Source organism: Mesorhizobium sp. WSM4849 (genome assembly GCF_055811385.1).
In genome coordinates, this window is sequence record NZ_JBVVPW010000005.1 from 25,968 (window position 1) to 49,746 (window position 23,779).

General features: G+C 60.9%; 21 protein-coding genes. 9 read left to right on the forward strand and 12 right to left on the reverse strand.

Going from position 1 to position 23,779, the window contains the following annotated elements; all coding sequences use genetic code 11:
- Positions 1 to 51: 51 nt before the first annotated feature.
- From AC0L3L_RS06675 to AC0L3L_RS06710, 8 genes are all read left to right on the forward strand, one after another.
- A complete protein-coding gene (locus AC0L3L_RS06675) occupies positions 52 to 975 on the forward strand; it encodes a branched-chain amino acid ABC transporter permease (protein ID WP_473485131.1) in 924 nt (307 codons plus the stop codon).
- 251 nt (positions 976 to 1,226) lie between these two features.
- The gene (locus tag AC0L3L_RS06680; RefSeq protein ID WP_473637151.1) at positions 1,227 to 2,171 is read left to right on the forward strand and encodes a lipid kinase; all 945 of its coding nucleotides are present in this window, start codon (positions 1,227 to 1,229) and stop codon (positions 2,169 to 2,171) included.
- Positions 2,172 to 2,694: 523 nt separating this feature from the next.
- The gene (locus AC0L3L_RS06685) at positions 2,695 to 3,840 is read left to right on the forward strand and encodes a glycosyltransferase family 2 protein (protein WP_473636995.1); all 1,146 of its coding nucleotides are present in this window, start codon (positions 2,695 to 2,697) and stop codon (positions 3,838 to 3,840) included.
- A gap of 105 nt (positions 3,841 to 3,945) precedes the next feature.
- Entirely contained in the window at positions 3,946 to 4,635 is a 690-nt protein-coding gene (locus AC0L3L_RS06690) for a class I SAM-dependent methyltransferase (RefSeq protein ID WP_473636996.1), read from the forward strand.
- Positions 4,632 to 5,021, forward strand: a complete 390-nt coding sequence (locus AC0L3L_RS06695) for a GtrA family protein (RefSeq protein ID WP_473636997.1) — start codon at positions 4,632 to 4,634, stop codon at positions 5,019 to 5,021. Before AC0L3L_RS06690 ends, AC0L3L_RS06695 begins: the two co-directional genes overlap by 4 nt.
- 6 nt (positions 5,022 to 5,027) lie before the next feature.
- Positions 5,028 to 5,690, forward strand: a complete 663-nt coding sequence (locus tag AC0L3L_RS06700) for a class I SAM-dependent methyltransferase (protein WP_473636998.1) — start codon at positions 5,028 to 5,030, stop codon at positions 5,688 to 5,690.
- A gap of 12 nt (positions 5,691 to 5,702) precedes the next feature.
- The gene (locus tag AC0L3L_RS06705) at positions 5,703 to 6,857 is read left to right on the forward strand and encodes a glycosyltransferase family 4 protein (protein WP_473636999.1); all 1,155 of its coding nucleotides are present in this window, start codon (positions 5,703 to 5,705) and stop codon (positions 6,855 to 6,857) included.
- A 57-nt stretch (positions 6,858 to 6,914) separates the two neighbouring features.
- Entirely contained in the window at positions 6,915 to 8,528 is a 1,614-nt protein-coding gene (locus AC0L3L_RS06710) for a DUF7055 domain-containing protein (protein WP_473637000.1), read from the forward strand.
- A gap of 155 nt (positions 8,529 to 8,683) precedes the next feature.
- Here the strand turns inward: AC0L3L_RS06710 and AC0L3L_RS06715 are convergent, their stop codons facing one another.
- The 4 genes from AC0L3L_RS06715 to AC0L3L_RS06730 form a co-directional block, all read right to left on the reverse strand.
- Complete coding sequence (locus AC0L3L_RS06715) at positions 8,684 to 9,019, reverse strand: hypothetical protein (RefSeq protein WP_473637001.1); 336 nt, start codon at positions 9,017 to 9,019, stop codon at positions 8,684 to 8,686.
- Between the two features lie 352 nt (positions 9,020 to 9,371).
- Entirely contained in the window at positions 9,372 to 10,157 is a 786-nt protein-coding gene (locus tag AC0L3L_RS06720) for an ABC transporter ATP-binding protein (RefSeq protein WP_473637002.1), read from the reverse strand.
- Entirely contained in the window at positions 10,151 to 11,218 is a 1,068-nt protein-coding gene (locus tag AC0L3L_RS06725; RefSeq protein WP_473637004.1) for a FecCD family ABC transporter permease, read from the reverse strand. Before AC0L3L_RS06725 ends, AC0L3L_RS06720 begins: the two co-directional genes overlap by 7 nt.
- Positions 11,208 to 12,338, reverse strand: coding sequence for an ABC transporter substrate-binding protein (locus AC0L3L_RS06730; protein WP_473637005.1), 1,131 nt, complete (start codon positions 12,336 to 12,338; stop codon positions 11,208 to 11,210). The genes AC0L3L_RS06725 and AC0L3L_RS06730 overlap by 11 nt, the downstream gene beginning before the upstream one ends.
- Before the next feature lie 115 nt (positions 12,339 to 12,453).
- Between AC0L3L_RS06730 and AC0L3L_RS06735 the strand changes: the two genes are divergently transcribed.
- Positions 12,454 to 13,239, forward strand: a complete 786-nt coding sequence (locus AC0L3L_RS06735; protein WP_473637006.1) for a class I SAM-dependent methyltransferase — start codon at positions 12,454 to 12,456, stop codon at positions 13,237 to 13,239.
- A gap of 85 nt (positions 13,240 to 13,324) precedes the next feature.
- On the opposite strand, the gene AC0L3L_RS06740 is transcribed toward AC0L3L_RS06735, so the two are convergent.
- The 8 genes from AC0L3L_RS06740 to AC0L3L_RS06775 are packed head-to-tail and all read right to left on the reverse strand — an operon-like array spanning position 13,325 to position 23,607.
- Positions 13,325 to 14,947: a GMC family oxidoreductase gene (locus AC0L3L_RS06740; protein ID WP_473637007.1), complete on the reverse strand. Its 1,623-nt coding sequence runs from the start codon at positions 14,945 to 14,947 to the stop codon at positions 13,325 to 13,327.
- Positions 14,944 to 16,458, reverse strand: coding sequence for an FGGY-family carbohydrate kinase (locus AC0L3L_RS06745; protein WP_473637008.1), 1,515 nt, complete (start codon positions 16,456 to 16,458; stop codon positions 14,944 to 14,946). Before AC0L3L_RS06745 ends, AC0L3L_RS06740 begins: the two co-directional genes overlap by 4 nt.
- 26 nt (positions 16,459 to 16,484) lie before the next feature.
- Entirely contained in the window at positions 16,485 to 17,327 is an 843-nt protein-coding gene (locus tag AC0L3L_RS06750) for a class I fructose-bisphosphate aldolase (protein ID WP_473637009.1), read from the reverse strand.
- Entirely contained in the window at positions 17,300 to 19,036 is a 1,737-nt protein-coding gene (locus AC0L3L_RS06755) for a glycerol-3-phosphate dehydrogenase/oxidase (protein WP_473637010.1), read from the reverse strand. Before AC0L3L_RS06755 ends, AC0L3L_RS06750 begins: the two co-directional genes overlap by 28 nt.
- Before the next feature lie 18 nt (positions 19,037 to 19,054).
- A complete protein-coding gene (locus AC0L3L_RS06760) occupies positions 19,055 to 20,050 on the reverse strand; it encodes an aldo/keto reductase (RefSeq protein ID WP_473637011.1) in 996 nt (331 codons plus the stop codon).
- Positions 20,047 to 21,027 carry a sugar-binding transcriptional regulator gene (locus AC0L3L_RS06765; RefSeq protein ID WP_473526402.1) on the reverse strand — a complete coding sequence of 327 codons (981 nt, stop codon included), beginning with the start codon at positions 21,025 to 21,027 and terminating at the stop codon, positions 20,047 to 20,049. Before AC0L3L_RS06765 ends, AC0L3L_RS06760 begins: the two co-directional genes overlap by 4 nt.
- A 29-nt stretch (positions 21,028 to 21,056) precedes the next feature.
- Entirely contained in the window at positions 21,057 to 22,046 is a 990-nt protein-coding gene (locus tag AC0L3L_RS06770; RefSeq protein WP_123147198.1) for an ABC transporter permease, read from the reverse strand.
- A 19-nt stretch (positions 22,047 to 22,065) separates the two neighbouring features.
- Positions 22,066 to 23,607, reverse strand: a complete 1,542-nt coding sequence (locus AC0L3L_RS06775; protein ID WP_473637013.1) for a sugar ABC transporter ATP-binding protein — start codon at positions 23,605 to 23,607, stop codon at positions 22,066 to 22,068.
- Positions 23,608 to 23,779 lie beyond the last annotated feature (172 nt).

Genomic DNA, 23,779 nt, shown 5'->3' on the forward strand with positions numbered 1-23,779 from the left:
GACACCAACCCGATCGCGATGGTGGCCATCACGTCGGTTGGCGCCGCGGGCATGCCACGTCATCACTTTGCGATCTTCGCCGCGCTCTTCGTCTTCCTCATCGCCGCGCCATTTCTGCTCTATCCGATCTTCGTCATGAAGGTGCTGTGCTTCGCGCTGTTTGCCTGCGCCTTCAACCTGTTGCTCGGCTATGGCGGGCTCTTGTCGTTCGGCCACGCTGCCTATTTCGGCATGGCGAGCTACGTCTCGGCCCATGCGGCAAAGGTGTGGGGTTTGACGCCCGAACTCGCCATCATCGCGGGCGCGCTGGTGGCTGCCGTGCTCGGTCTCGCCATTGGCTCCCTCGCCATTCGCCGCCACGGCATCTATTTCGCCATGGTGACGCTGGCTTTTGCGCAGATGATCTATTTCTTCTCGCTGCAGGCGGCGTTTACCGGTGGCGAGGACGGCATCCAGGCCGTGCCGCGCGGGCATCTGTTCGGGCTGATCGACCTGCGCTCGAGCGAAGTGCTCTATTTCTTCGTGCTCGCCATCTTCTTCGCCGGCATATTGTTGATCTATCGGATCATCCATTCGCCGTTTGGACAGGTGTTGAAGGCGATCCGCGAGAACGAGCCTCGCGCGATCTCGCTGGGCTATCGGGTCAACCGCTACAAGCTCGCCGTATTCGTGCTGTCGGCCACGCTCGCCGGCGTCGCCGGCGCAACCAAGGCAATCGTGTTCCAATTGGCGTCGCTTACCGACGTCTACTGGACCATGTCCGGCGAGGTCGTGCTGATGACGCTCTTAGGCGGCATGGGCACGGTGTTCGGACCGATCGTCGGCGCGGCAGTCATCGTCACGATGCAGAATTACCTCGCGACATTTGGCGACTGGGTCACGATCGGCCAAGGCATCATCTTCGTTGTCGCGGTGCTGTTGTTCCGGGAGGGCATCGTTGGCGTCCTGGCAAAATGGATCCGGAAACCGCTCTGAACAGGTGATGAACCGAAATTTCGGATTGATTGACCGTCGAGATTGAGAAATCGACCAATAAAGGACCTTTGAGCGCCAGATTCGGCCAAGTTGGCCGCAGCGGATACTGGCGCACAGCGTCCCAACTGCGCAGACTCCTCATCGGATGTGACAACCAGCAATTCGGGCTGTTACGAAAATTCAACTCTGGGTCTTGCCAGGCGCGCCTGTTGGACGTCGTAATCCGCAGGCAAGCACCCTATCTACGCCGCATGAACGACATCACGACCAGACGCGCCCTTCTGCTCGTCAATCCAAAGGCGCGACGCGGGCAGGAATCTATCGCACCGATCGTCGAACGGCTGGAGGCCGGCGGGCTCCGCGTCAGCGTCGAGACGTTTGAGGCGCTGCCCGAGATAGCACGCGATATCGTACGCCTTCGCCATAGGGCCGACCTTGTGATCGTGTGCGGCGGCGATGGCTCGGTGTCCTCAGCGGCGGTCGCGGCCATGGAAAGCGGGCTGCCGATGGGCATCATTCCAATGGGGACGGCGAACGATCTGGCACGAACGCTCGAAATACCGTTGGATCTGCGGAAGGCCGCCGACGTGATCGTAGAGGGCGGAAGGCGTCTGATCGATGTCGGGACCGTCAATGGTCACGCTTTCTTCAATGTTGCGAGCATCGGCCTCAGCACCGACCTTGCCCAGGGTCTTGACCCGGCACTGAAGAAACGTTTCGGCCGGTTTGGCTATGCCGTGGCGGCCATGAAAGTGTTGACCAAGGCCCGCCACTTCGAAGCAAGGATTACCGAAAAGGGCGTAGCGACCGAAGTCGAGACTTACCAGATAGCAGTCGGCAACGGCCGGCACTATGGCGGCGGCAACGTCGTTGAGGAGACGGCAGAGATCGATGACGGCCATCTCGACCTGTACAGCCTGGAAATGACGAATCTCTGGAAGATGGCGCTCTTGCTGCGCTCGTTCCGCTCAGGCACACACGGCGCCTGGAGCGAGGTTCGGACGGCCAGATGCGTCGAGTTCGACATCGAGACGAAAAGGCCGATGCCGGTGAACACCGATGGTGAGATCGTCACCTCGACGCCGGCGCATTTCAAGGTCCACCCGAAGGCGATTTCGGTCTTCGCGCCTGCGGCCGCGCGCATGCAGCCCCGCACAAAGGTGCTTGGTGACGCGGTCAGCGCAAACAGCGGGTAGACTGGCGATCAAGCGCGCGTCGAATAAACTCAACCGCCCCGCGGTCATCTTCGGATGGAGTGCCTGCTTGATTCCCCTCGGCTCGTCAGAGCCTGGCGAAGGTGATTTGCGACACCGTGGCACGACCGGCCTCAACGTCAGCTCAAAGCTGACCGAATGCCTCCCAAAGTGGCTGCAGGCTTGCAGATTGACGAGAACGACAGCTATCCACCAAAGTTCCAGACATTCTCCCGCTAGGTTTGCGCTGTGCGCGTCGTGTTGGCCAGGAGCTATCGTGTTCCTGATTGCAATCGTCGTGGTTGCATAAGCACAAAAAATTAACGCGCCCAACGGTAATTAGGCTTTGGGAATAATTACGCAACTTGTTCTTTCTAGGTCGATAAAGGCCAGAAGCAACACGTTGGTCACGTGCCCGACTCTCGATGCAGCTGACGATTCGACTGGATCAGGTGGAATGATAAATAGCCGGTCTGACGTCGCGACGGGCCAAACTGACCAAGGCTTCCTTGAGTTGGAGGCTCCCTTGGTATCGGCGATCATACCTTGCCTGAACGAAGAGCGCACGCTCGGCATCTGCATTCGAAAGGCGCTTGATGCGTTCGCAAAGCGGGGGATCAGAGGTGAGGTGGTCGTCGGGGATAACGGATCGAGCGATCGCTCGGTGGAGATTGCCCAGTCGCTTGGTGCGCGCGTCGCGCACCAGCCGGTCAAGGGCTACGGCGCCGCGATTAGTGCAGCGGCTGGGTCTGCGCACGGCAAGTACCTGATCATGGCCGATGCAGACGATTCCTACGACTGGAGCAAACTCGACGACTTCATCGACGCGCTGGAGGATGGCGCGGAGTTGGTCATGGGCAATCGCTTTGCTGGCGGGATAGAGCCTGGCGCCATGCCTCCTCTGCACCGATACCTTGGCAATCCTGTGCTTTCGACGATTGCGCGCTGGCTTCACCACTCTCCTATAGGCGATTTTCATTGCGGCATGCGGGGTTTCACTCGTGACGCGTTCCAAAGAATGGGCGCACGCTCGCCCGGTATGGAATTCGCTTCCGAAATGGTCATCAACGCGCATCGCGCCGGATTGATCATCCGTGAGGTGCCAATCAAGCTCTATCCAGACAAACGTGACCGCCCCCCTCACCTGCGCTCTTTCCGTGACGGGTGGCGACACCTGCGGCTGATCGTGGCTCATGCACCGGACACGATGTATCTTTTACCCGGACTAATCCTGCTGATCGCCGGTGTCATCGGGCTTGCCATCCTCGCTGCTGGGCCTGTCACCATAGGTGGGCAGTATTTCGGGATCCACTTCGTCGCGCTCTCGTCGATGGCAACATTGATCGGTCTTTCGGCCATTCTCTTCGGGACGCTGGCCAAGGTAGCGATCGCAATCTATCACCCTATGCCCGCAGGACTGATGATCGCCTGGCTGACGCGCAGTCGCCCGCTGGAATGGCTAGTCCTCTCCGGAGGTGTGCTCGCGACGGTTGGTTTCCTCGGGGACATACTGCTGGCGCTGCGATGGATCTTCGTTGGCGGATCAATGGAGCAATCCGTGCATCTGACCTTTGTGATTACCACGACCTGCGTGGCAGGCGTTTCCATGGTGCTTTCCGGATTTGTTCTCAAATTGCTCCTGGATAACCTGGACAATCGACGTGTCTGCTAACCATTCGGTTTCGGGGATTCCGGACCTGCTTGCCCCCCTTGCGGGCCTAGCTATGGATGGCGACGCCGCGGGGCAGATAGTGCGTGTTCTTGGGGACTGGACCGCATGAGACAAAGCAGGGCTGTTCCACGCGTCTGGGATACGGACTGGCTGATCCTACGCGCGCTTGCGCGACTGTTGCGGGAAGAAGCAAGTGCGCATGTCAGACAAGGCTCGCTGATGGTAGACCTTGGCTGCGGCGACATGCCGTATGCTGACATGATGCGTCAGATGAATATCGATTATTGCGGTGCAGACATCGGCGGTGATGGTTTCTTGCAAATAGACGAGCAGGGCCGTGTGCCGCTTGCCGATGGTGCCGCAGGTGCAGTGCTTTCGGTGCAGGTACTTGAGCACGTGCGCGACCTCGACGCCTATTGTGGCGAAATACGGAGGCTGTTGCGCGATGATGGCGTGCTGCTGCTATCTACTCACGGCACTTGGCTCTATCATCCTCACCCCGAAGATCATCGCCGCTGGACGCGCACCGGGCTTATCGTGGACCTCGCCAATCGAGGCCTCGAAGTGGAGGATGTGCACGCAATCGTCGGTCCGCTGGCAACTACCACACTGATCCGATCGACGGGATTTTCCTTCATCCTCAGGCGTGTGCCTATCATCGGTGGCATTTTGGCGTCCTCGTTGGCCGTGTTGATGAACCTGCGCGCTCAGTTGGAAGACCGGATCACGCCCGCTCACATACGCGATGACAACGCTTGTGTCTTCCTGGTACGAGCTCGCAAGGCTGCTGCATGACTGTGCGGCCCCCTCTCGCTTACGTTGCTGTCGCCGGCCTGTGCATAGTGCTACACAACGCCGTTATCATCTTGGCAGATAGTGTCGGTATGCCGCTGTGGTTCGCCGTGCTGCTGTCCTTCGGTATCGTTGCTTGCGCCGGGTATGTTCTGCATGGGTTGTTCACTTTTCGTCAGCCGCTAGCCCCGATTGGCCTGGTGCGTTACTTCATCGCAATGTCGGCAAATATACCGTTCGCTTTCGTTGCCACCTGGTTCTGGCATGAGCAGGTCGACCTGCCGATGACATTCGCCGCACCGATCGCTTCGGTCTGCATGCTAGCTCTGAATTTCCTGCTCGGTCGCTGGGCCATCGTCACGCCGACCCGCTGGACGGAGCTCAGGTGATTGACGATGAACACAACGATGTCGCCGATAGACCCGCGGCTCCTGCAAGTCATCCTATCGCGTCATCTCGCGGTGTATCGGACCAGGGCCCCAATTTATCAAGCGACGATGCTCGATAGTTTGCGTGAGGTATGGGCCGCGCGCCATCGGAACCTGCTCGACGTCGGCGGCGGCACAGGCGTGATTGCCCAGGCCATGGCGGAACTTTTCCCAGTCGACGAGGTCCAGGCAGTTGATCTAATCGATCGCTTCTGCTCCTCGCTCAGCGTACCAACCCGGCAATATGACGGCAAAACACTACCTTTCGCTGACGCAACTTTTGAAGCAGCGACGCTCAACAACGTGGTGCACCACGTTCCGGTCACTGCCCGTTCGGATCTCTTGCGCGAAATACGGCGGGTAGTAACCGGTCCACTTTATATCAAGGATCACGAAAGATGCGGCACGCTGGACACCCTGCGGCTCATGGCCTTGGATGCCATAGGGAATATCCCCTTTGGGGGCATGATCTGGGCGCGTTACCTCACTCGAGCAGAATGGGAGATGCTGGCCGCCAACAGTGGCTACCGCATCGCTTGTCGCGCTACACCAGCGCGGTATCGAAAAAGCGTCGGTGCACTGCTGTTTCCCAATCGGCTTGAAGTAACAATGCGCTTCGAGCCAGTATGACTGAATAACCCGTTGCGCATTCTCACGATCAGCCATTTCTATGAGGCCCATGGCGGCGGCATAGAGCGTGTCGCCGGACAACTGTGCCGCCAATTCGCACGCTTAGGTGCTGAGGCAGTCTGGGCGGCTAGTAATGCCGATCCAGCGCCGTATACCGAAGTTGAGGCGCACCCGCTTGCCTGCGCCAACCCAATAGAGAAGATCACTGGCCTGCCGATGCCCCTACCGGGTGCGCGCGCGATCCGAACCCTGGCTCGCGAAGTACGCCGCTGCGACGCGGTGGTGGTGCATGACGCATTGTACGTCACCTCGATACTCGCATTGTTGATGGCGAAAGCGCACCGCAAGCGCGTTGTCTTGATCCAGCATATTGCTGGCGTTGCTTTTTCATCGCGCGTGCTCCGCTCGGCAGTTGCACTGGCCAACATCCTCGTCACACGCCCCATGCTGAGGGCAGCCGACGCACTCGTTTTCATTAGCGATACCGTGCGACACGACCTTGTCGGTACGCCAGCCCGCATGCCGTGTTCTCTACTGTTCAATGGTGTCGACAGTGCAGTTTTTCATCCCGGCGAAGGTTTGGCTCCCGAGCCGGACGCTCTGGCCGGGGTGCCAATTGCGCCGGGTGCGCGCCGCATTCTCTTCGTTGGTCGCTATGTCGAGAAGAAGGGACTCAGGGTGCTACGCGCCCTGGCTGCGTCCAGGGAAGACCTGGCCTTTCTGATGGTCGGCAGCGGACCGATCTGCCCCGCCATGTGGGGACTAGCCAACGTCCATGACCTTGGGACTCAGAGCCCGCAGGCTCTAGCCGCTCTCTATCGCAGCGTTGACCTCTTGCTGTTGCCGAGTGTGGGCGAAGGCTTTCCGCTCGTAATCCAGGAGGCGATGGCTTCTGGGCTGCCGGTCGTCTGCGGTGAACCCAGCAACCGAGCCGACCCTAACGCAACCGACTGGCTCCGTGGCGTGACCATCGATCTCCGCGACACGGAAGGCTCGGCCGGACGTTGCGCCCAAGCCATTAATTCCCTTGCACCCACATCTAAAGAACGGGCCGCCATGGCTCGCTACGCGTTAGCACATTATGACTGGAGGTCTATGGCGGAGCGTCTACTTGCGTTGGCACGAGGAGAGAAGCCCAATTCTCCTGAAAATCAGGGCGATGTTTGAATGCGAGCCTACGGTGGAGACCGATACCAGATAGGCACAATCGTACTCGGTCTTATCATGGTGAAGATTATTCTGCTTTTCGTCCTTGCGTGGAATAGCCTCTTCGTCATGGACGAGTTCGGGCAGCTCGGATACGCCAAATATCTGTTCAGGGAACTTTTCGATACAATTCAGCCGAGTAAAGCGGCGGGATCGACAGCGTTCTTTAAGCTGGCGCACCTGGTAGGCTGGGATGCCACGTCTATTCTGCTTGTCGGGCGCATACAAACCGCGCTCCTGGGCTGCGCGATCGTTGCCATGGTATACGCCTGCGCCCGTGCGCTCGGGGAGGATCGCGTGCGTGCCTTAAGCATCGTTCTCGTCCTACTGTGCTTTTCGAATTTCATGGAGCGTGTTTTCCGAACAATCGCCGAACCGCTGGCGGTGTTCTTCGCGGTGGCTGCGCTCCTGGTCGTGGTGCGTGCACATGCGTTGAGTGCACGGCATATACTTGCTGCCGGCGTCCTAAGCGGACTGGCTTTCCTGGCCACTCAAAAATCGGTCTACTTCAATGTTGCGCTGGGGCTCGGCTTGGTCACTGACGCAGCCATGATGAGACGCTATTCAACTGGGCTGGCTCGCGGGGCATGCCTGGTGTTGGGGTGGGCTCTTTCGATCCTTGCGTACTGCTTCGTTTTCGGCGGCAGCAACCCGGTCCCCATCGCCGAGACCCTAGTATTCGGTCCGATTGAAGTTGCGACCCGCGGGGGTGTTGAGTACGGCGGACTGAGGCACCTCGTGTTGCAGACGCTTTTGCGGAACGTAGTACTCTACGTCTTCTGTTTCTCTGGCATGGCTTTGTCACTGATGCGGTTCAGGCAGCTTGAGGAAAGAAATCGCATCGCGCTTGTCTTCTCGATCGTGATCACCGTTCTGGTCTTCATTCACGATCAGCCTTGGCCTTACGTATTCATCATGGCGTTGCCGTTCATGTCATTGTGGTCACTGGCACCATTGGATCGGATCGTGGCCAACACACGCCACTTTCGAATTGCATCGGTGGCGCTGGTGACCGCCGTGGTCCTAAGTTTCGTCAGCAATATTGTTTACCTCCGTTTCAACAACGCGGCGCAACTTGAACTGGTCGCGCGTGCAGAATCATTGCTCGCTCCGGGTGACCGGTACTTCGACGGCATCGGGATGCTGCCCAACAGGAGCGAACCGTCGACGTTATGGCTTGATAGACACTATGTCCTCGCGACTTTGCGACAGGGCGACAGATCCGAGGCCTATGAAGTATTCAGTAAGTCTCCGCCTAAAATGATCCTGTGGTCTTACCGCACGGAATATATCTATCCAGTGATCGCACCTCTGATCCGGAACAGCTATGTCACCGTCGCGCCAAACTTGAGGATTGCCGGCCGTCGACTTTACCTCGGTGAGCAGGAGGTCTTCGATGTCCCAATCCCTGGCGTATATGGCCTGTACAGCGCAACCGGAACGCCATTACGGGGCGCGGTTGACATTGACGGCACCGTCTTTGATCCGCCAGTCCACCTCTCAAGCGGGCCGAAGGCTGTAACTTTGCGGATGGGTTCAGGCGAGGCATTGCTCTTGCCACAAGGTTCGTACGCCGGGCGCTTCAAACACGGCAGTGACAATTTGAGCATGTTTGCCAATGCCTACGACTGAGTGTTCGGGTGCATCCTGGGCGTGGTGGTATCAGAACGCATGCCAAGCTTTATCGGCCTTCACAGACCCAACCTGGCAGATCATCATCCACTTCCAGCAATTTCCGCCTTCTGGCAGTCGCCTGGCCCCTACGTAGCCTTCAGACACGCCTTTGATCATTGCTTGAGGAACGCGCCCGTGTAGGTCTGGCCGGCAAGCCTGACGGTTCCGGCCAGGGTTCTGTCGGGCCGCATGACAAAACTGACGTCTGCGCCATTCGGAAGGCGCTCAAGCTTCAACGTAGTCCCCACAATTCTTCCAACGCCGGCGGCCTCGCCCGGATGGTTGTCACCCAGAGTTCCCCACGCATAGGTAACCGTCACCTTCCCATTGGAAGAAATCGTCTGAACAGCAAGTTTGGCGTCATACATCCCATCCAGACGTCCGGCCCATAGACCCGAAAAAACAGCATATTTTGTCGGAACGGCCTTGTCAGGGGGAGTGACCGCCACGGATTGATCCATAATTGCTGAGCCGGAGGGAACAGCGGCAGGATCCGAGGCAGTTTGGGCGGGAATGGTACCAGGTCCTAACGCGGGTTCGAGGGTGGGTCGCGGCGTTTCAGGAGCCGATTGGCACGCGGTTATGGCAAGCGCCGCGAAGCCAAGCATTGCGTTGCACATTCGGCGTGCCATCTTCTGGTGCCCCGGCCATCTCTAGATCTAGCGCAGGCTAACCTTATCGCGCGTTTTCACGACCTCTGTCTACCCAAGGTGTCTCGTACAAAAGCGGCTCGTCGAAGGACGTGCAGCGGTCGTGAGTGAACGCCTCATTCGTCGCCAAAGTAGCCGCCTTGGCGATGCCTTAAGCTGCTATCGACGCAGCGGCTGCCGATTCGTCCGCGATGCCATCCACCATTATATGGCCGATGCCCCGCGAGCATCGCTCGACCCGCGCCTCGACGCGATAAACGTCACGCAAGAGTGCCGGCGTGACGACCTCTTCCGGCGTACCGCAGGCGACCATCCGGCCGTCGGCGATGACGATGCATTTGTCAGCGAAGCGCAGGGCCTGATTGAGGTCGTGAATTGCGATCAGCACTGCAATCCCGTGTTTGCGCGCGAGCCCGCGCACGAAGCTCAGCACCTCGACTTGCCGGTGCAAGTCAAGCGCTGACGTCGGCTCGTCCATCAGCAGGATTTCAGGTTCGCGGGCGAGGATCTGGGCGATGCTTACCATCTGCCTTTGTCCCCCGCTCAGTTCGCCGACATTGCGAAAGGCAATATCCGAAATGCTGAGCGCGGCCAGGATGCCGTCTATGAGTGCGAGGTCGCCATCGCCGACCGACCAGGCCGAGCCCTGCTTGCGGGCGAGCAGGATCGATTCATAGACGGTCAGCACCGCGTTGGCTGCCGTATCCTGCGGCATATAGCAGATGCCCTCCGGTCCCTTCGCCGCTCCGTCGAGGCAGACGCGTCCCGGGCCCTTCAAAAGTCCGGCGATGCGCTTGAACAGCGTCGACTTGCCCGCTGCGTTGGGCCCGATGACGGCAACCACCTCGCCACCCCGAAAAATGGGAGTTGAAACGTCCGAAAGGACGAGCCGCGTCCCGTGGAAGGCTCCGAGACCATCGAGCCTGATCGTTACCATGAGCGCCTCACGTTCGAGAGGATCAGCGAGATGAAGAAGGGAATGCCGACAAGCGAGGTGACGATGCCGATCGGGAAGATCGTGCCTGGAATGAGCGACTTGCTGGCAACCGAGCTCGCCGAAAGGATGAGTGCGCCCGAAAGAGCCGAGGCAGGCAGGAAGAAGCGCTGGTCTTCTCCGATCAGCATGCGGGCGATGTGCGGACCGACCAGCCCGATGAAGCCGATCGTGCCGACGAAGGCGACGGGAATGGCGGCGAGCAGGCTCACCATCATCATGGTTTCGAGCCTGAGCCGTGCGACCGTGACCCCAAAGCTCGCGGCCTTGTCTTCGCCCAGCCGCAGCGCCGTCAGCGCCCACGCGCGGCGTGCGAATATCGGAAGCGTTGCGAGAAGGATGAGGCTGGTGATGATGAGCTTGGGCCAGGTGGCCTTGGTGAGGCTTCCCATCGTCCAGAACACGACCGCTGCGAGCGCTTGCTCTGAGGAAAGATACTGGACGAGCGACAGCAGCGCATTGAAGGTGAATACGAGCGCGATGCCGAGAAGCACGATGGTTTCGACCGTCACCCCGCGCTTGAGACTCAGCAGGTGGATGACGAGCGCGGTCAGCATCGCCACCACGAAGGCGTTGAGCGGTACGACATATTCGATTGCCGCGGGGATGAGCGTGACGCCGAAGGCGAGCGCGAGCGCGGCGCCGAAGCTGGCCGCCGCCGAAATGCCGAGCGTGAACGGGCTGGCGAGCGGATTGTTGAGGATAGTCTGCATCTGTGCACCGGCGACCGACAGTGCCGCGCCGACGACCACGGCCATAAGCGCGATGGGAAGCCGGATCTCCCACAGCACGACACGCACCTGAAGCGGGACGCTGCTGGGAGAAACGAGCGCGAGCACAACCTGGTCCAGGCTGTAGCTGGCCGGGCCGAGCGCGAGGTCGATGCAAAGGCTCAGGAGCAGCGCCAGGGCGAGCCCTGCGAGGATGAGTTGCTTGCGCAGGACGAGGGCGCGGTAGAGGCCGCGCCCTTCTTTGGCTGACAGCGCCGCGGGTTCACTGCTCATCGGAGAGCGAGACCCAATGGCCAGGCCCGTATTCGACCGGCAGGAACTTCTCGTGCAACTCCTTGAAGGTGGCCTCAGCGTCCAGATCGGCGAACAGGTCGGGGTGCAGCCACTTGGCCATCTGCTGGATGGCGACGAACTGATAGGGGCTGTTGTAGAACTGGTGCCAGATGGCGTGCACCTGCCCGCTTTCCACCGCTTTGATGCCCGTGAGGGCAGGCCGTTCCGTCAGGCCCTTGAGCTTCTTCATTGCTGCCGCTTCGTCCGCGCCTGGACCGACGCCGACCCATTTGCCGCCCGGCACATAGGCCTCCCAATTACCGCCCGTGACAATCACCTGGTCAGGATCGCTTGCGATGATCTGTTCGGGATTGAGCGCGCCAAAAGTGCCCGGGATCAGATCCGCCGCGATATTCCGGCCGCCGGCCATCTCGACGAACTTGCCGAAATTGTCATTGCCGAAGCTCATGCAGCAATCGTCGGAATAGCCCCCGGCGCGCTCGACGAAGACGGTCGGGCGCTTTGGATCCTTCTCTGCGATCACCTCGGTGACGCGCGCGATCTGGGCGGCGCGGTAGGCGATGAACGCCTCGGCCCGTTTTTCCTGGCCAAAAAGCTTGCCGATGAGGCGCATGCTCGGCTCGGTATTGGTGAAGGGATGCTCGCGGAAATCGACATAGACCACCGGGATGCCAACGGCGGCGAGCTTTTCGATATATTGCGCGTCCTCGGTCGCCTGCTTGGACTCGATGTTCATGATCATCACGTCCGGCTGAAGCGCGATCGCCTGCTCGATGTCGAAGGTGCCGTCCTTGAAACCGCCAAAGGTCGGGATCGTGGCCATCGAGGGGAATTTTCCCAGATAGACGGCGTAATTGTCGGGATCAGCCTGGGAGAAATCCTCGCGCCAGCCAACGATTCGCTTGAAGGGGTTGTCGGTATCGAGCGCGGCGATCAGGTAAATTTGCCGGCCTTCGCCGAGGATGACCTTCTCGACCGGCGTCTTCACCTCGACCTTGCGGCCGCTAATGTCGGTGACGGTTTCGGCGCGCGTGCCGTGGGTTAGCGGCATCAAGGCCGCGAGGGCGACCGCGGCCGCAAATATCGATTTCAAAATCATTGTGCTCTCGCAATTCAGTTTACCGGCCCGGCTTTAGAAAACATGAATTGTGTAATCAAGAATTATCTTTTAGAGCAATTCCAATGTACCGCTTTTGGGGAGAGCGTTTCGGGCAATGACGGCTCACGCAAACTATTCGCTGCGCGACGAAATTCGGGACTATTGGTCTGACCGCGCCGAAACGTTCGACCTGCAGGTCGGCCACGAGATTTTTTCCGAGCGCGAGCGCGCTGCCTGGCATGCGCTCATAAGCAGGCACCTTGGGCCAGGCGCCGGGCGGGCGGCTCTGGATCTCGCCTGTGGGACAGGCGTTATTTCGCATCTGATGCACGATCTAGGCTTTGGGGTGACAGGCCTCGACTGGTCGGAAGCCATGCTCGCCAAGGCGCGCGCCAAGACACAAAACCGCGGCGCCGATATCCGCTTCATCGTGAGGGATGCCGAACGGACGCTCGAGGACAAGGCGAGCTACGATGTCATCGTCACCCGTCACCTGGTCTGGACGCTGCTGGATCCGAAGGCGGCCTTTGCCGAATGGTTCTCGCTGCTGAAGCCCGGCGGCAAGCTGCTGGTCATCGACGGCGATTTTGTCAGCCGCAACTGGGCGATGGGTTTGCGGGAACTCTGGGAGAAGCTCACGGCCGGCAAGTCCCGGGTCTCCGACAGTGACGGCGCCATGGCCAGACGCCACCAGAACATTCTTACTCGTGTCTATTTCTCGGGCGGCGCACGGGCGGAAGAGATAGTGCGCTTGCTGGCCGAAGCTGGATTCGAGCAGCCTGTCGTCGACTGGAAACTGGGCGCGATCCATCGCGCTCAGGCTCGACAGATGAGTTGGCCCAAGGCGCTCGAACGCGCCACTCAACAACGCTTCGCGATCTGCGCGACAAAGCCGCAGTAAACGCCTCGGCGTTGCATGGAGCGGGGCCGACGGCACGACAGCGAATAGCTGCCGGTCTGCGTCAGCTCAGATGCGCCACCCAGGATTATTTCTCCTGGCTGGCGTCCTGCAAGATCATTTCCGATGCCTTCTCTGCGATCATGACCACTGGAGAGTTGGTGTTGCCGGAAACGATCGTCGGCATAATCGAAGCGTCGACGACGCGCAGGCCAGAAATGCCGTGCACCCGCAGCCGGCCGTCGACCACTGCCGTCGAGCCTGCGCCCATCTTGCAGGTGCCGACCGGGTGGAAAATCGTAGTGCCGATATCGCCGGCCTTGCGGACGAGATCTTCGTCGCTTTCATAGTGTGCACCGGGCAGCATTTCCTCAGGCGCGAAACGGGCAACGGCGCGCGCCTTCATCAAACGGCGGACGTGGCGGAGCGATGCTACAGCCACGGCCCTGTCTCCCTCGGTAGACAAATAGTTCGGCCGGATCTTCGGAGCCGCCTGCGGATCGGGCGTCCCTATGTGGACGGTGCCGCGGCTTTCCGGTCTGAGGTTGCAGACCGAAACCGTGACCGCGGGGAAGCGATGCAGCGGCTCGCCCAGCCGGTCAGTGCTCAACGGCTGGACATGATATTCGAGATCGGGCGTCTCCAGGCGTGGGTCGCTTCTGGCGAAGATACCCAACTGGCTCGGCGCCATCGATAGCGGTCCGCTGCGACGGATAGCGTATTCGACGCCCATGGCCGCGCGGCTGAACAGATTGTGGTAGCGCTGGTTTAGCGTCGAGGCATTGGCGACCTTGAAGACCGTGCGGATCTGCAGGTGATCCTGCAGGTTCTCGCCGACGCCTTCCAGCGCGTGGCGAACCGGGATTCCTGCTGCGCCAAGCACGGCAGGTCGGCCGACGCCGGAAAGCTCGAGCAGCTTCGGCGAATTGATCGCGCCGGCGGCAAGTATCGTCTCGCCTGCCCGCGCACGATGCAACTGGCCGCCCATGCGGAAGACAACGCCGGTGACGCAAGCTCCATCGAAATCCAGGTTCTCGGTCTCGGCGCCGGTTACGACGCGCAAATTCGGCCGCCGGAGCACGCCCCGCAGGAACGCCTTCGAGGTATTCCAGCGCACGCCCTTCCTCTGGTTGACCTCGAAATAGCCCGACCCCTCGTTGGTCCCGCCGTTGAAATCCTCGGTCCGGGGAATGCCGAGTTCCTCGGCAGCATCGCGGAAAGCATCCAGGATTGGCCACGACAGACGCTGGCGCTCGACGCGCCATTCGCCACCGGCGCCATGAAGGTCGTTGGCGCCACCAAAATGGTCCTCGGACCTGCGGAAATATGGAAGCACGTCATCCCAGCCCCAACCAAGATTTCCGGCTTGCCGCCAGCCATCATAGTCGGCCGTCTGGCCGCGCATGTAGATCATGCCGTTGATCGACGAGCAGCCGCCCAGAAGCTTGCCGCGCGGATAGTTGAGCGCACGACCGTTCAGCCCGGGCTCCGGCTCGGTCTTCATCAGCCAATCGGTGCGCGGGTTGCCCATGCAGTAGAGATAGCCGATGGGAATGTTGACCCAGTGATAGCGGTCGCTGCCGCCGGCTTCCAGAAGCAGCACGCGCATGGCTGGATCGGCCGACAGTCTGTTGGCCAGCACGCAGCCGGCTGAACCTGCGCCGACGATGATGAAGTCGTAGTGTCCAAAATCGGCAGCGGTCTGTGTCAATTGGACGTCCGTTCGCTTGCCATCCTGTCCCATAGCGGACCCATGGCCTGGTTGATCTCGTCATACAGACGATAGCGCTGCTCATAGACCGGTGCGATCTCGCTATTGGGCTGGTAGCAGCGGTCGGGCGCGGTCATCGCGGCGGCGCCCGCGGAGAAATCGGTAAACAGGCCGACGCCTGTCCCGGCTGCAATTGCAGCTCCCAGCGCCCCCGTCTCGCGGCTGCGCGCCACGGTCACGGGCACGTCCAGCACATCCGCGAATATCTGCGGCCAGATGGCGCTGCGCGAGCCGCCGCCCGAAAGAACCGCCTGGCTGACAGGCGCTCCCGCTCGGCGCAGCGTCTCGACATGCCGCCGGTGTTCGAAGACGACGCCCTCGAACAGTGCGCGCAGCATATGCGCCCGTGTATGCCAGCCGGCGATGCCGTAGAAACCTGCACGCGCCTTGCCATTCTGCTGCGAACCGTAAAGGAAGGGGTGGTAGATCGGCATGTCTCCCGCGGGATCGACGGACGCAACAAGCTCGCTGCAGATTTCGAATGGCGATGCGCCTGCCGGCGGCGCATGCTCGAAGAACTCACGCACGATCCATTCGAGATTTGCGGCCGAAGTGGCGCTCGATTCGATGGCGAGGTAGCGCACCGGATCGAAGGTCGACAGCATGAAGATCGACGGATCGCGGATCGGCTCTTCGGTGATGACCTGGTTGATGCTCCAGGTGCCGGCAATGATCGAGGCGGCGCCGGTGCTGGTGACGCCCGAACCGATGGCGCTGGCGACGACATCGAACAGGCCCGCCACCACAGGCGTGCCCGCAGGAAGGCCGGTAGCAGCGGCGACATCCCGCGTGACATGGCCGGCGATGTCGGAAGCCTCCAGCACGTTCGGCAGCAGTTCCATGCAATCGTCGAGCCCGTAGGCGGCCAGCAACTCTCGCTCGTAGCGTCGATCAGGCATGTGCAAAAGCCCGCAGCCCGACATATCCGAGGTCTCGGTCGAGCGCGCGCCGGTGAGGCGGTTGACGATAAAATCCTTGCACAGGAAGACGGTGCCTATTTTGGCAAAGAGCGCCGGGTCATGGCGCCTGAGCCACGCCAGCAGAGTCGGCGTCTGCGCCGCCCAGGGCCGTTGCAGGCAGTGGGCATAGGTCCGGTCGCCAACGCCCGCGGCCGCCCATTCGCTGACGATGCCGACACCGCGCGTGTCGAGCGACTGGATGCCGAGCAGCGGGTCACCGCCGCGGTCCAGCGCGTAGAGCCCGTTGCCGTGGCCGGCGCAACCGATTACCGCGATGTCGCGGGGATCGATGCCCGACTGGTCGAGGCATTGGCGGATGACCTCGACGGCGTTGCGCCATAATTCGCCGAGATCCCGCTCGACATGGCCGGGTTCTGGCATGCAGGAACGGCCGTCCCGGGCGGCAAGTGCGAGTTCGCGACCTGCGGTGTCGAAGATGATGGCCTTGATGACGGTATTGCCCGCATCAAGACCCAGAATGTATTGCTGCATTGAAGCTCCTCCCAAGCCGCCAAAATTTATCCTTGTTGGTAGAGCTCCCAGGCCGCCGCGCCGTCCGCATTCTCATGGATGATCGCCATCAATCCTCTCACGACGGCGCGAGGGTTGGAATGCTGGTATATGTTGCGGCCATAGACCATGCCTGCCGCGCCTTGTGCCATCAGCGCCTCCGACTTGTCGAAGACGGCGCGCAAATCCTCCCTGCCCCCACCGCGCACAAGGACAGGACAGCGCGCCGCCGCCACCACCCGGTGGAAGTCGTTCGGATCGGTGGTCGGGTCCGCCTTGATGATGTCGGCGCCCATCTCGCTGGCGAGCCGGGTCAGGGTGACGATCTTTTCGGGGTCGCCGTCGACCATGTAGCCTCCGCGCTCCGAGTTGGGCAGCATCGCCAGCGGCTCGATCATCAGCGGCAGCCCGTATCTTTCGCAGTCGGCGCGAACGCGGGCAATGTTGTGGACGCATTGCCGGAACAGGTCCGGCTCATCGGGCAGCATGAATAGATTGACGACCACGCAGGCCGCGTCCATCTCCAGCGCGCCGATCAGTGGTTTGGCTTCGTTCTGCAGGATGGCCCACATCGAGCGATGGCGGGTTTTGTTATATGGATTGCCCATGTCTATGCGCATGACCAATGCCGGCTTTTCCTTGCCGGACAAGGACTGCAGCAGATCGGCCTGGCCATAATTCATCTGAATGGCGTCCGGTCCCGCGGCAACCAGCTGGGCGACGACGCCGGCCATATCCTCGAGCCCTTCCAGAAACGACGGCTCGTTGCACACGCCATGGTCGACTGCGACGTCGAGACAGCGCGCCCGGCCAAACAACCGGTTCATGCGGACTTTCTTGTTGATGCGCATTCGGCGCTCCTTCCTTCGTCTTCTTGGGATAGCTGGTCGAGATCGACGCCGTGCCGGCGTTGCAACAGGGCGAGGAAATCGGTTCGCTCGAATGCCTTGCGCGCGGCGTCCCAGCTCTTTTCGACAGCCAGAATATCGAGAACCGCATCGAGAAGATCGGCCGAGAGAGCGCCGGTGATGGCGATTGTCGTGCGGCGAAGCAGCAGGTCCTCCAGCTGTTCGACATATTCATTGGCGATGAGATATTGGATCTCCCGGGCCGAGTAGTCGTTGCCGGGCAAGAGCTCGTCATGTCCCGCTGCCATATGGGCGGCGACGGCATCCGCTGCGGTACCGTAGCGCTCGAAGAGGCTACGCATGCGGTCAAGCGGCAGGCCGTTTGCGGCCGCGCGTTCTGCGCACCATTTTGCCGGGGCAATGGGAAAATGCCGGCCGCCGCCGATCGGCTTGTTTTGGGTGCCGACGATGCGCTGTCGGCACAATCGCTCGAGCACCATATCCGCTGCCAGTTCGCCGAACGACCGGAAGGTTGTCCATTTCCCGCCGATCATGCAGAGCGTCGGCGGCACTATACCGGCGCCCTCGATGAGCTCGCAGAAATGATCGCGGGGAATGCGCCCGGTAAAACTGTCTTGGCTTATCGGCAGCGGCCTCACCCCGGTAAACTGAAAGACGATGTCGGTATCGGCGATCTCGATTCCAGGAAACACGAAGGACAGGGACTGCAGGATGTATTGCCGCTCGTCATCCACGCAGCACGTCTGGTCGGGATCGTCGACACGGATATCCGTCGAGCCGACCAGCACGTTGCCGAGATAGGGGAACAGGATGCAGATCCGGCCGTCCTCGTTCTCGTAGTAGATCATGTGACCGTCGAGCGCGTCATGAAGCTCGCGATTGTCGACGATCAGATGCGAACCTTTGGTGCCGCCCATAAGCTTCGGCGCAACGGCTCCGATCGCCGAATTGGTCAGGTCGACCCAGCCGCCTGTGGCATTGACCACGAGCCGCGGCTTCACGGCCACGGTTTCGCCAGACAGTCCGTCGTTAAGCACCAGGCTCGCGTCACCGAGCGATACCCGTGCATAGTTGAGCGCCCGGGCGGACGGCTTTTCATTCATGGTGTCGCGCAGCATCTCGGTACCCAGCCGCTCGGGGTGGCTGACCCAGGCGTCAAAGTATGTCGCCGAATTGCGGATAGCAGGATTGATTGCAGGCCAGACCTTGAGTGTTTCAGCGCGGCTCCTGAATTTGTGCGGCGGGACGATACGCCGCGCGGCGGTGAAGAAATCATACATCGCCAGACCGGTCTTGATGACCAATGCGCCACGCCGGCCCGGACGACGGCTTAGCCCAAGGAAGCGGAATGCGCCATTTGCTATGCCTGAGAACAGGTCGAAGATAGGCACCGTGGTTGGCAGTGGCGCAACGTAATGCGGCGCGTTCTTCAACAGCCGATCGCGTTCGAGCAGAGATTCGCGGACCAGCTTGAACTCGCCGTTTTCAAGATAGCGCAAGCCGCCATGAACCATGCGCGAGAGGGCTGCGCTGGCGCCGGAACAATAATCGTTTTTTTCCGCGAGCAGCACATTGACGCCCTGCAAAGCGAGTTCGCGAAACACGCTGATGCCGTTAATGCCGCCGCCTATGACGAGGACGTCAATATCGGGGTTCTCGTGCAAGCCGGCGATCGTCTGGATGCGATTCATCTCAGGACGCGCTTTCGATCACGCATCTATCGCCACGAGATGCCCGGCCACCGCCGCATCGATGGCGATCAGTTCCGCGGCGCTCAGTAAAATCTCCCCTGCCCTGGCGTTGTCGAGCGCCTGCGTCGCGTTTCGCGCTCCACACAACGCGAAGGTGATGCCGGGCTGCGCCAGCGTCCAGGCGATGACGATCTGCGCCATGCTTGCCTGGTGGACCTCCGCGACCGGGGCCAGGGCTTGCTTCAAAGCGGCTACCTTGCGCCGGTTGGCCTGAGAGAAGCGCGGGTTGTCTTTGCGCTGGTCGTCGCCGCTGAACTCACGCGCCGGATCAATCGCGCCCGAAAGCAGGCCGAGCGCGAGCGACGAATAACTGAGCGCAGCGACCTGATGCTGGCGCGCGATCGGCAGCAATGTCTGCTCAATCTCGCGATCCAGCATCGAATATCTTTCCTGGATCGCATCGAGCTGGCCAGCGGTCACGTAGTGCTGCAGCTCGGCGGGGCTGAGATTGCTTGCGCCGATGGCGCGGATCTTGCCAGCTGATTTGAGGCGTTCGAGCGCTTGCATTGTTTCGGCAATGGGGGTCGTCGGGTCCTGCCAATGGGTGATGTAGAGATCGATATAATCGGTGCCGAGCCGCCTCAGGCTCTGTTCCACTTCATAAGCGATGCCCTCGGCGCCGAGATATCGGTTGACCGGCGTTCCGTCCTGATCGAAGAAGTGATTGCCCTTTTTCGAATGCCAGTTCAGGCCACATTTGGTGGCGATGACCGCGCGGTCGCGCCGGCCCTTGATGGCCTTGCCGACGATCTCCTCGCTGCGGCCGAGACCGTAAGCCGGCGCGGTGTCGATCAGCGAGACGCCGGCATCGATGGACGCCTGGATCGCAGCGATCGATTCTGCTTCATCCGTGCCACCCCACATCCAGCCGCCGATGGCCCAGGTGCCGAGTCCCACCGCCGAAGCGACAACGCCGGACTTGCCGATTGAGCGGGTGATTTGTCGAGAATTCATGCTGCATTTCCTTCGGCGAGCTCGAGGATCTTCAAGCCGGTAGTTTCGTCGGTGACGAGAGTATCGAGGTGAGAGCCGCGCATGGCACTGAGGATCGGGACCACCTTGCTTGCGCCGCTGGCGACCCCTATCGACTGCGGAATGGTGGCGAATTCCTCGAGCGTCAGCGAAACCAGTGAGTGGTTGAGGCGGTAGTCGGCGAGCTTACCGTTGCTGTCTATGAGATGGGCGAGCAGTTCGCCCGCCGCGCCCGAGCGTTCGATGGCCAGCCGGTCGGCGCTCGAGGACGGGTGCAGATCGTAGTAGCTCGAATCGTCGGTCAGGATGGAGCCGATGCCGACGACCGCAAGTGTTGCTTCCCGCGCCTTGCTGAAGACATCCGAAACCGCCCGCACGCCCATCAGCATGTCGCGTTGGGCCGGGCTGTCGGCAAACAGCGGCGCGTGAACCTGATAGGCGCGCCCGCCGAGTTTGTCGGCCATCAGAGACGCGACATGATTGACGTCGGTGTAATGCTTACCCTGAACCAGGCCGGTCGCGGGAACGACCTCGACGTCGTAGCTTCGGTTCGGCTTGAGGCCGGCGACGACGGCACTCACTCCTTTGCCCCCGGTAATGGAAATCGTGTCGCCGTCCTTGATCGTCTCGAGCACCAGCCTCGCCGCGGCCTCGCCGACGCGCTGAAGGGCAGTCTGCGGATTGTCCGAAACGGAAGGAACGACGACGGCCCTTTGGAGTCCCCCTATCGCGACAAGTCGCGCCTCGATGTCGACCAGTTGCTCGATCGGCGACTTAATCTTGATCTCGACAAGCCCGAGTTGGTGACCGCGCTTGATCAGCCGGTTGACGGTCGCATGCGAGATGCCGAGCTCCTTGGCGATTTCCGCCTGCGTCTTGGCTTCCATGTAATGAAGCACCAGCGCCTGATACATCTGGCGGACGATCGTGACGTCGTCCCGCGAATTGGTTGGTGACATGATGGATGCTCAACTCTCGCCGCTGCTGCTCAGGATTTCCTGCGGTGCAGGAAGTGATCGATCGATACCGCCGCGAGCAGGATGCATCCCTTGATCATGTCCTGCCAATAGACGGAAACGTCGAGCAGGATCAGCGAACTTGTGACGACCGAGAGCAGCGCCATGCCCAGTATGGCGCCGAAGATGGTGCCCGAGCCGCCATTGAGCGATGCTCCGCCAATCACCGCCGCGGCGATGATGTTGAGCTCCATGCCAGCGCCGAAGGTCGGGGTCGCAGCGCCAAAGCGTGACATATAGATGACGCCGGCAAAGCCCGCGAGGGTGGAGCAGAGAACCGTTACCCAGAATTTGACCTGCTTGGTCTTGATGCCCGAAAATTGGGCCGCCTTCTCGTTGCTGCCGGTATAGAAGACCTTGCGGAAGGCGGTGGCACGCCGAAGCAGAAAATCGAAGATGGCCACGACCACAACAAAGATGACGATGACATAAGGCACATTGCCGAAGCTGCCCTGGCCGATCGCCTTGAATCCGGGCGGCAGGGTGAATAGCGACAGCGGGGTTCCCTTGGTGATGACAAGGCAGAGACCGCGCACGATCACCATCGCCGCCAGCGATGTGATGAAGTGATTGAGCCCGATAACGGTCACGAAGAAGCCCATCACCGCGCCGATCAGCGCGCTGGCGCCTATGCCGATGAGACTCGCGGTCCACGGGTCCAGACCCATCAGGAAGAGAGCGCCTGACACGACCATGGAGAAGCAGACCACCGACCCGACGGAAAGGTCGATGCCGCCGACAATGAGGAGTATCGTCATGCCGACCACGACGATGCCTTCAATGGAGAAGCTCATCAGCATCGCGCGGAAATTCCCCCAAGTCAGGAAATGCGGCGAGGCGAATGTCATGGCGAGGCACAGCGCCAGCATGATTGCGATCAGCCCCGCCTCGCGCATTGACCCCAGACGCAGCCAGTTGCGCCCGCCAAGCCCGGGGGCGCTCGCCTTGATTTCGGCGTCCATGAGGGTTCCTCCGGTCTGTCTAAGCGACATTCTGAACCTGCCTTGCGTTTGATCGTTGCTGGCGGACACCCGAAGCCAGCAGCATGATCGCTTCTTCGGTCAATTCGTCCGCCTCAAGTTCGCCGACGAGGGCACCTTCGCGTATGACAAGCACCCGGTCGCTGAGCCCGATCAATTCCGGAAGCTCGGATGAAATCACGATGACGCCGACGCCCCGCTCGGCGAGGTCGCGAAGCAGGCGATGAATTTCCACTTTGGCGCCGACATCAACCCCGCGTGTGGGCTCGTCCAGAATGACCACCTTGGGGCCGACCGAAAGAAGCCTGGCGATGGCGACTTTCTGCTGATTGCCACCACTAAGCGTCGACACCTGTGTCTCGATGCCGCCCATGCGCACACCGTGGCGCTCGACCAGGTCGGTGGCTTGCTTTGCCTCGGCGCGGCGATCGAGCAGCCCAAGTGGTGTGGTCAGTTTCCGAAGGTCCAGCGCGGAGATGTTCGAGGCAACCGATAGGTCGAGGAACAGGCCAGACGCCTTGCGGTCCTCGGAGAGGTAGACCAGGCCGGCGCGCACTGCATCGCTGTAGGTCCTGATGCTGACCGGCTCGCCATTGAGTTCGACCGATCCCGACAGCTTCGCGCGCAAGCCGCAAACGGTCTGAGCCATCTCGCTGCGGCCAGCGCCAATCAATCCGCCGATGCCAAGAATTTCGCCTGCACGAAGCGTGAAGCTGACGCCGTCGGAACCCGCTCGATAGGAGAGATTCCCGACCGACAGCACGGGGCGGTCGGTGCGCCGTTCAGGCGAGAGCTTTTGCGGATAGAGCTGCGTAATTTCGCGCCCGACCATCTTGCGCACGACATCATTGGGAGTGACCGAAGCGATAGGATCGGTCGCTACATATCTGCCGTCACGAAACACCGTGACGCGGTCGCACAGGCTGAAGATCTCGGCCATGCGGTGGCTGATGTAGATGATTGAAATTCCGCGCGCCTTGAGATCGCGGACGATTGCGAAAAGACGCCGCGCCTCGGTCTTGGTCAGGGCGGCCGTCGGCTCGTCGAGCATCAGCACCCGGCATTCGAGCGTCAGCGCCTTGGCGATTTCCACAAGCTGCGGGTTGGAAATCGAAAGCTCGGCGACCGGCGTCTCGACCGAGATCGGCGCCAGCAGGTCCATTATCTTCTGCGCATCGGCGTAGAGCCGGCGAAAATTCATCAGCGGCGCACGCCGATTGTTGATCGCCGCCATGAGAATATTCTCGGCGACCGTGGCATCCTGGCAGAGCGCGATTTCCTGATGGACGAGGCCTATGCCAAGCCGCTGCGCGGCGGATGGCGATGCGATGGTGACGTCCCTGCCTTCGAGACGAATGGTGCCTTCATCGGGTTGCACAATGCCGGCGATGATATTCATCAGCGTGGACTTGCCCGCGCCATTCTCGCCGCACAGCGCGTGAATTTCGCCTCGCTGCAGCGTGAAATCGACCCCGGTCAGCGCTTTGATGGCACCGAAGGATTTCGATATGTCGCGGATTTCAAGAATGGCGGCGGCAGTCACTCCGTCCCCCTGCAGCGTTGAAGTTGACGGTAATGGCCCGGGTCGAGGGGGGGGGCGCCCCCCCCCCCCCCCCCGGGCGCGGGGCCCCCCCCCCCCAAACAAAAAAAAAAAGGTATTAATATATAGACAGGGGGGGGGGGCGCCGGGGGGGGGGGGGGCCAAAAAAAAAAAA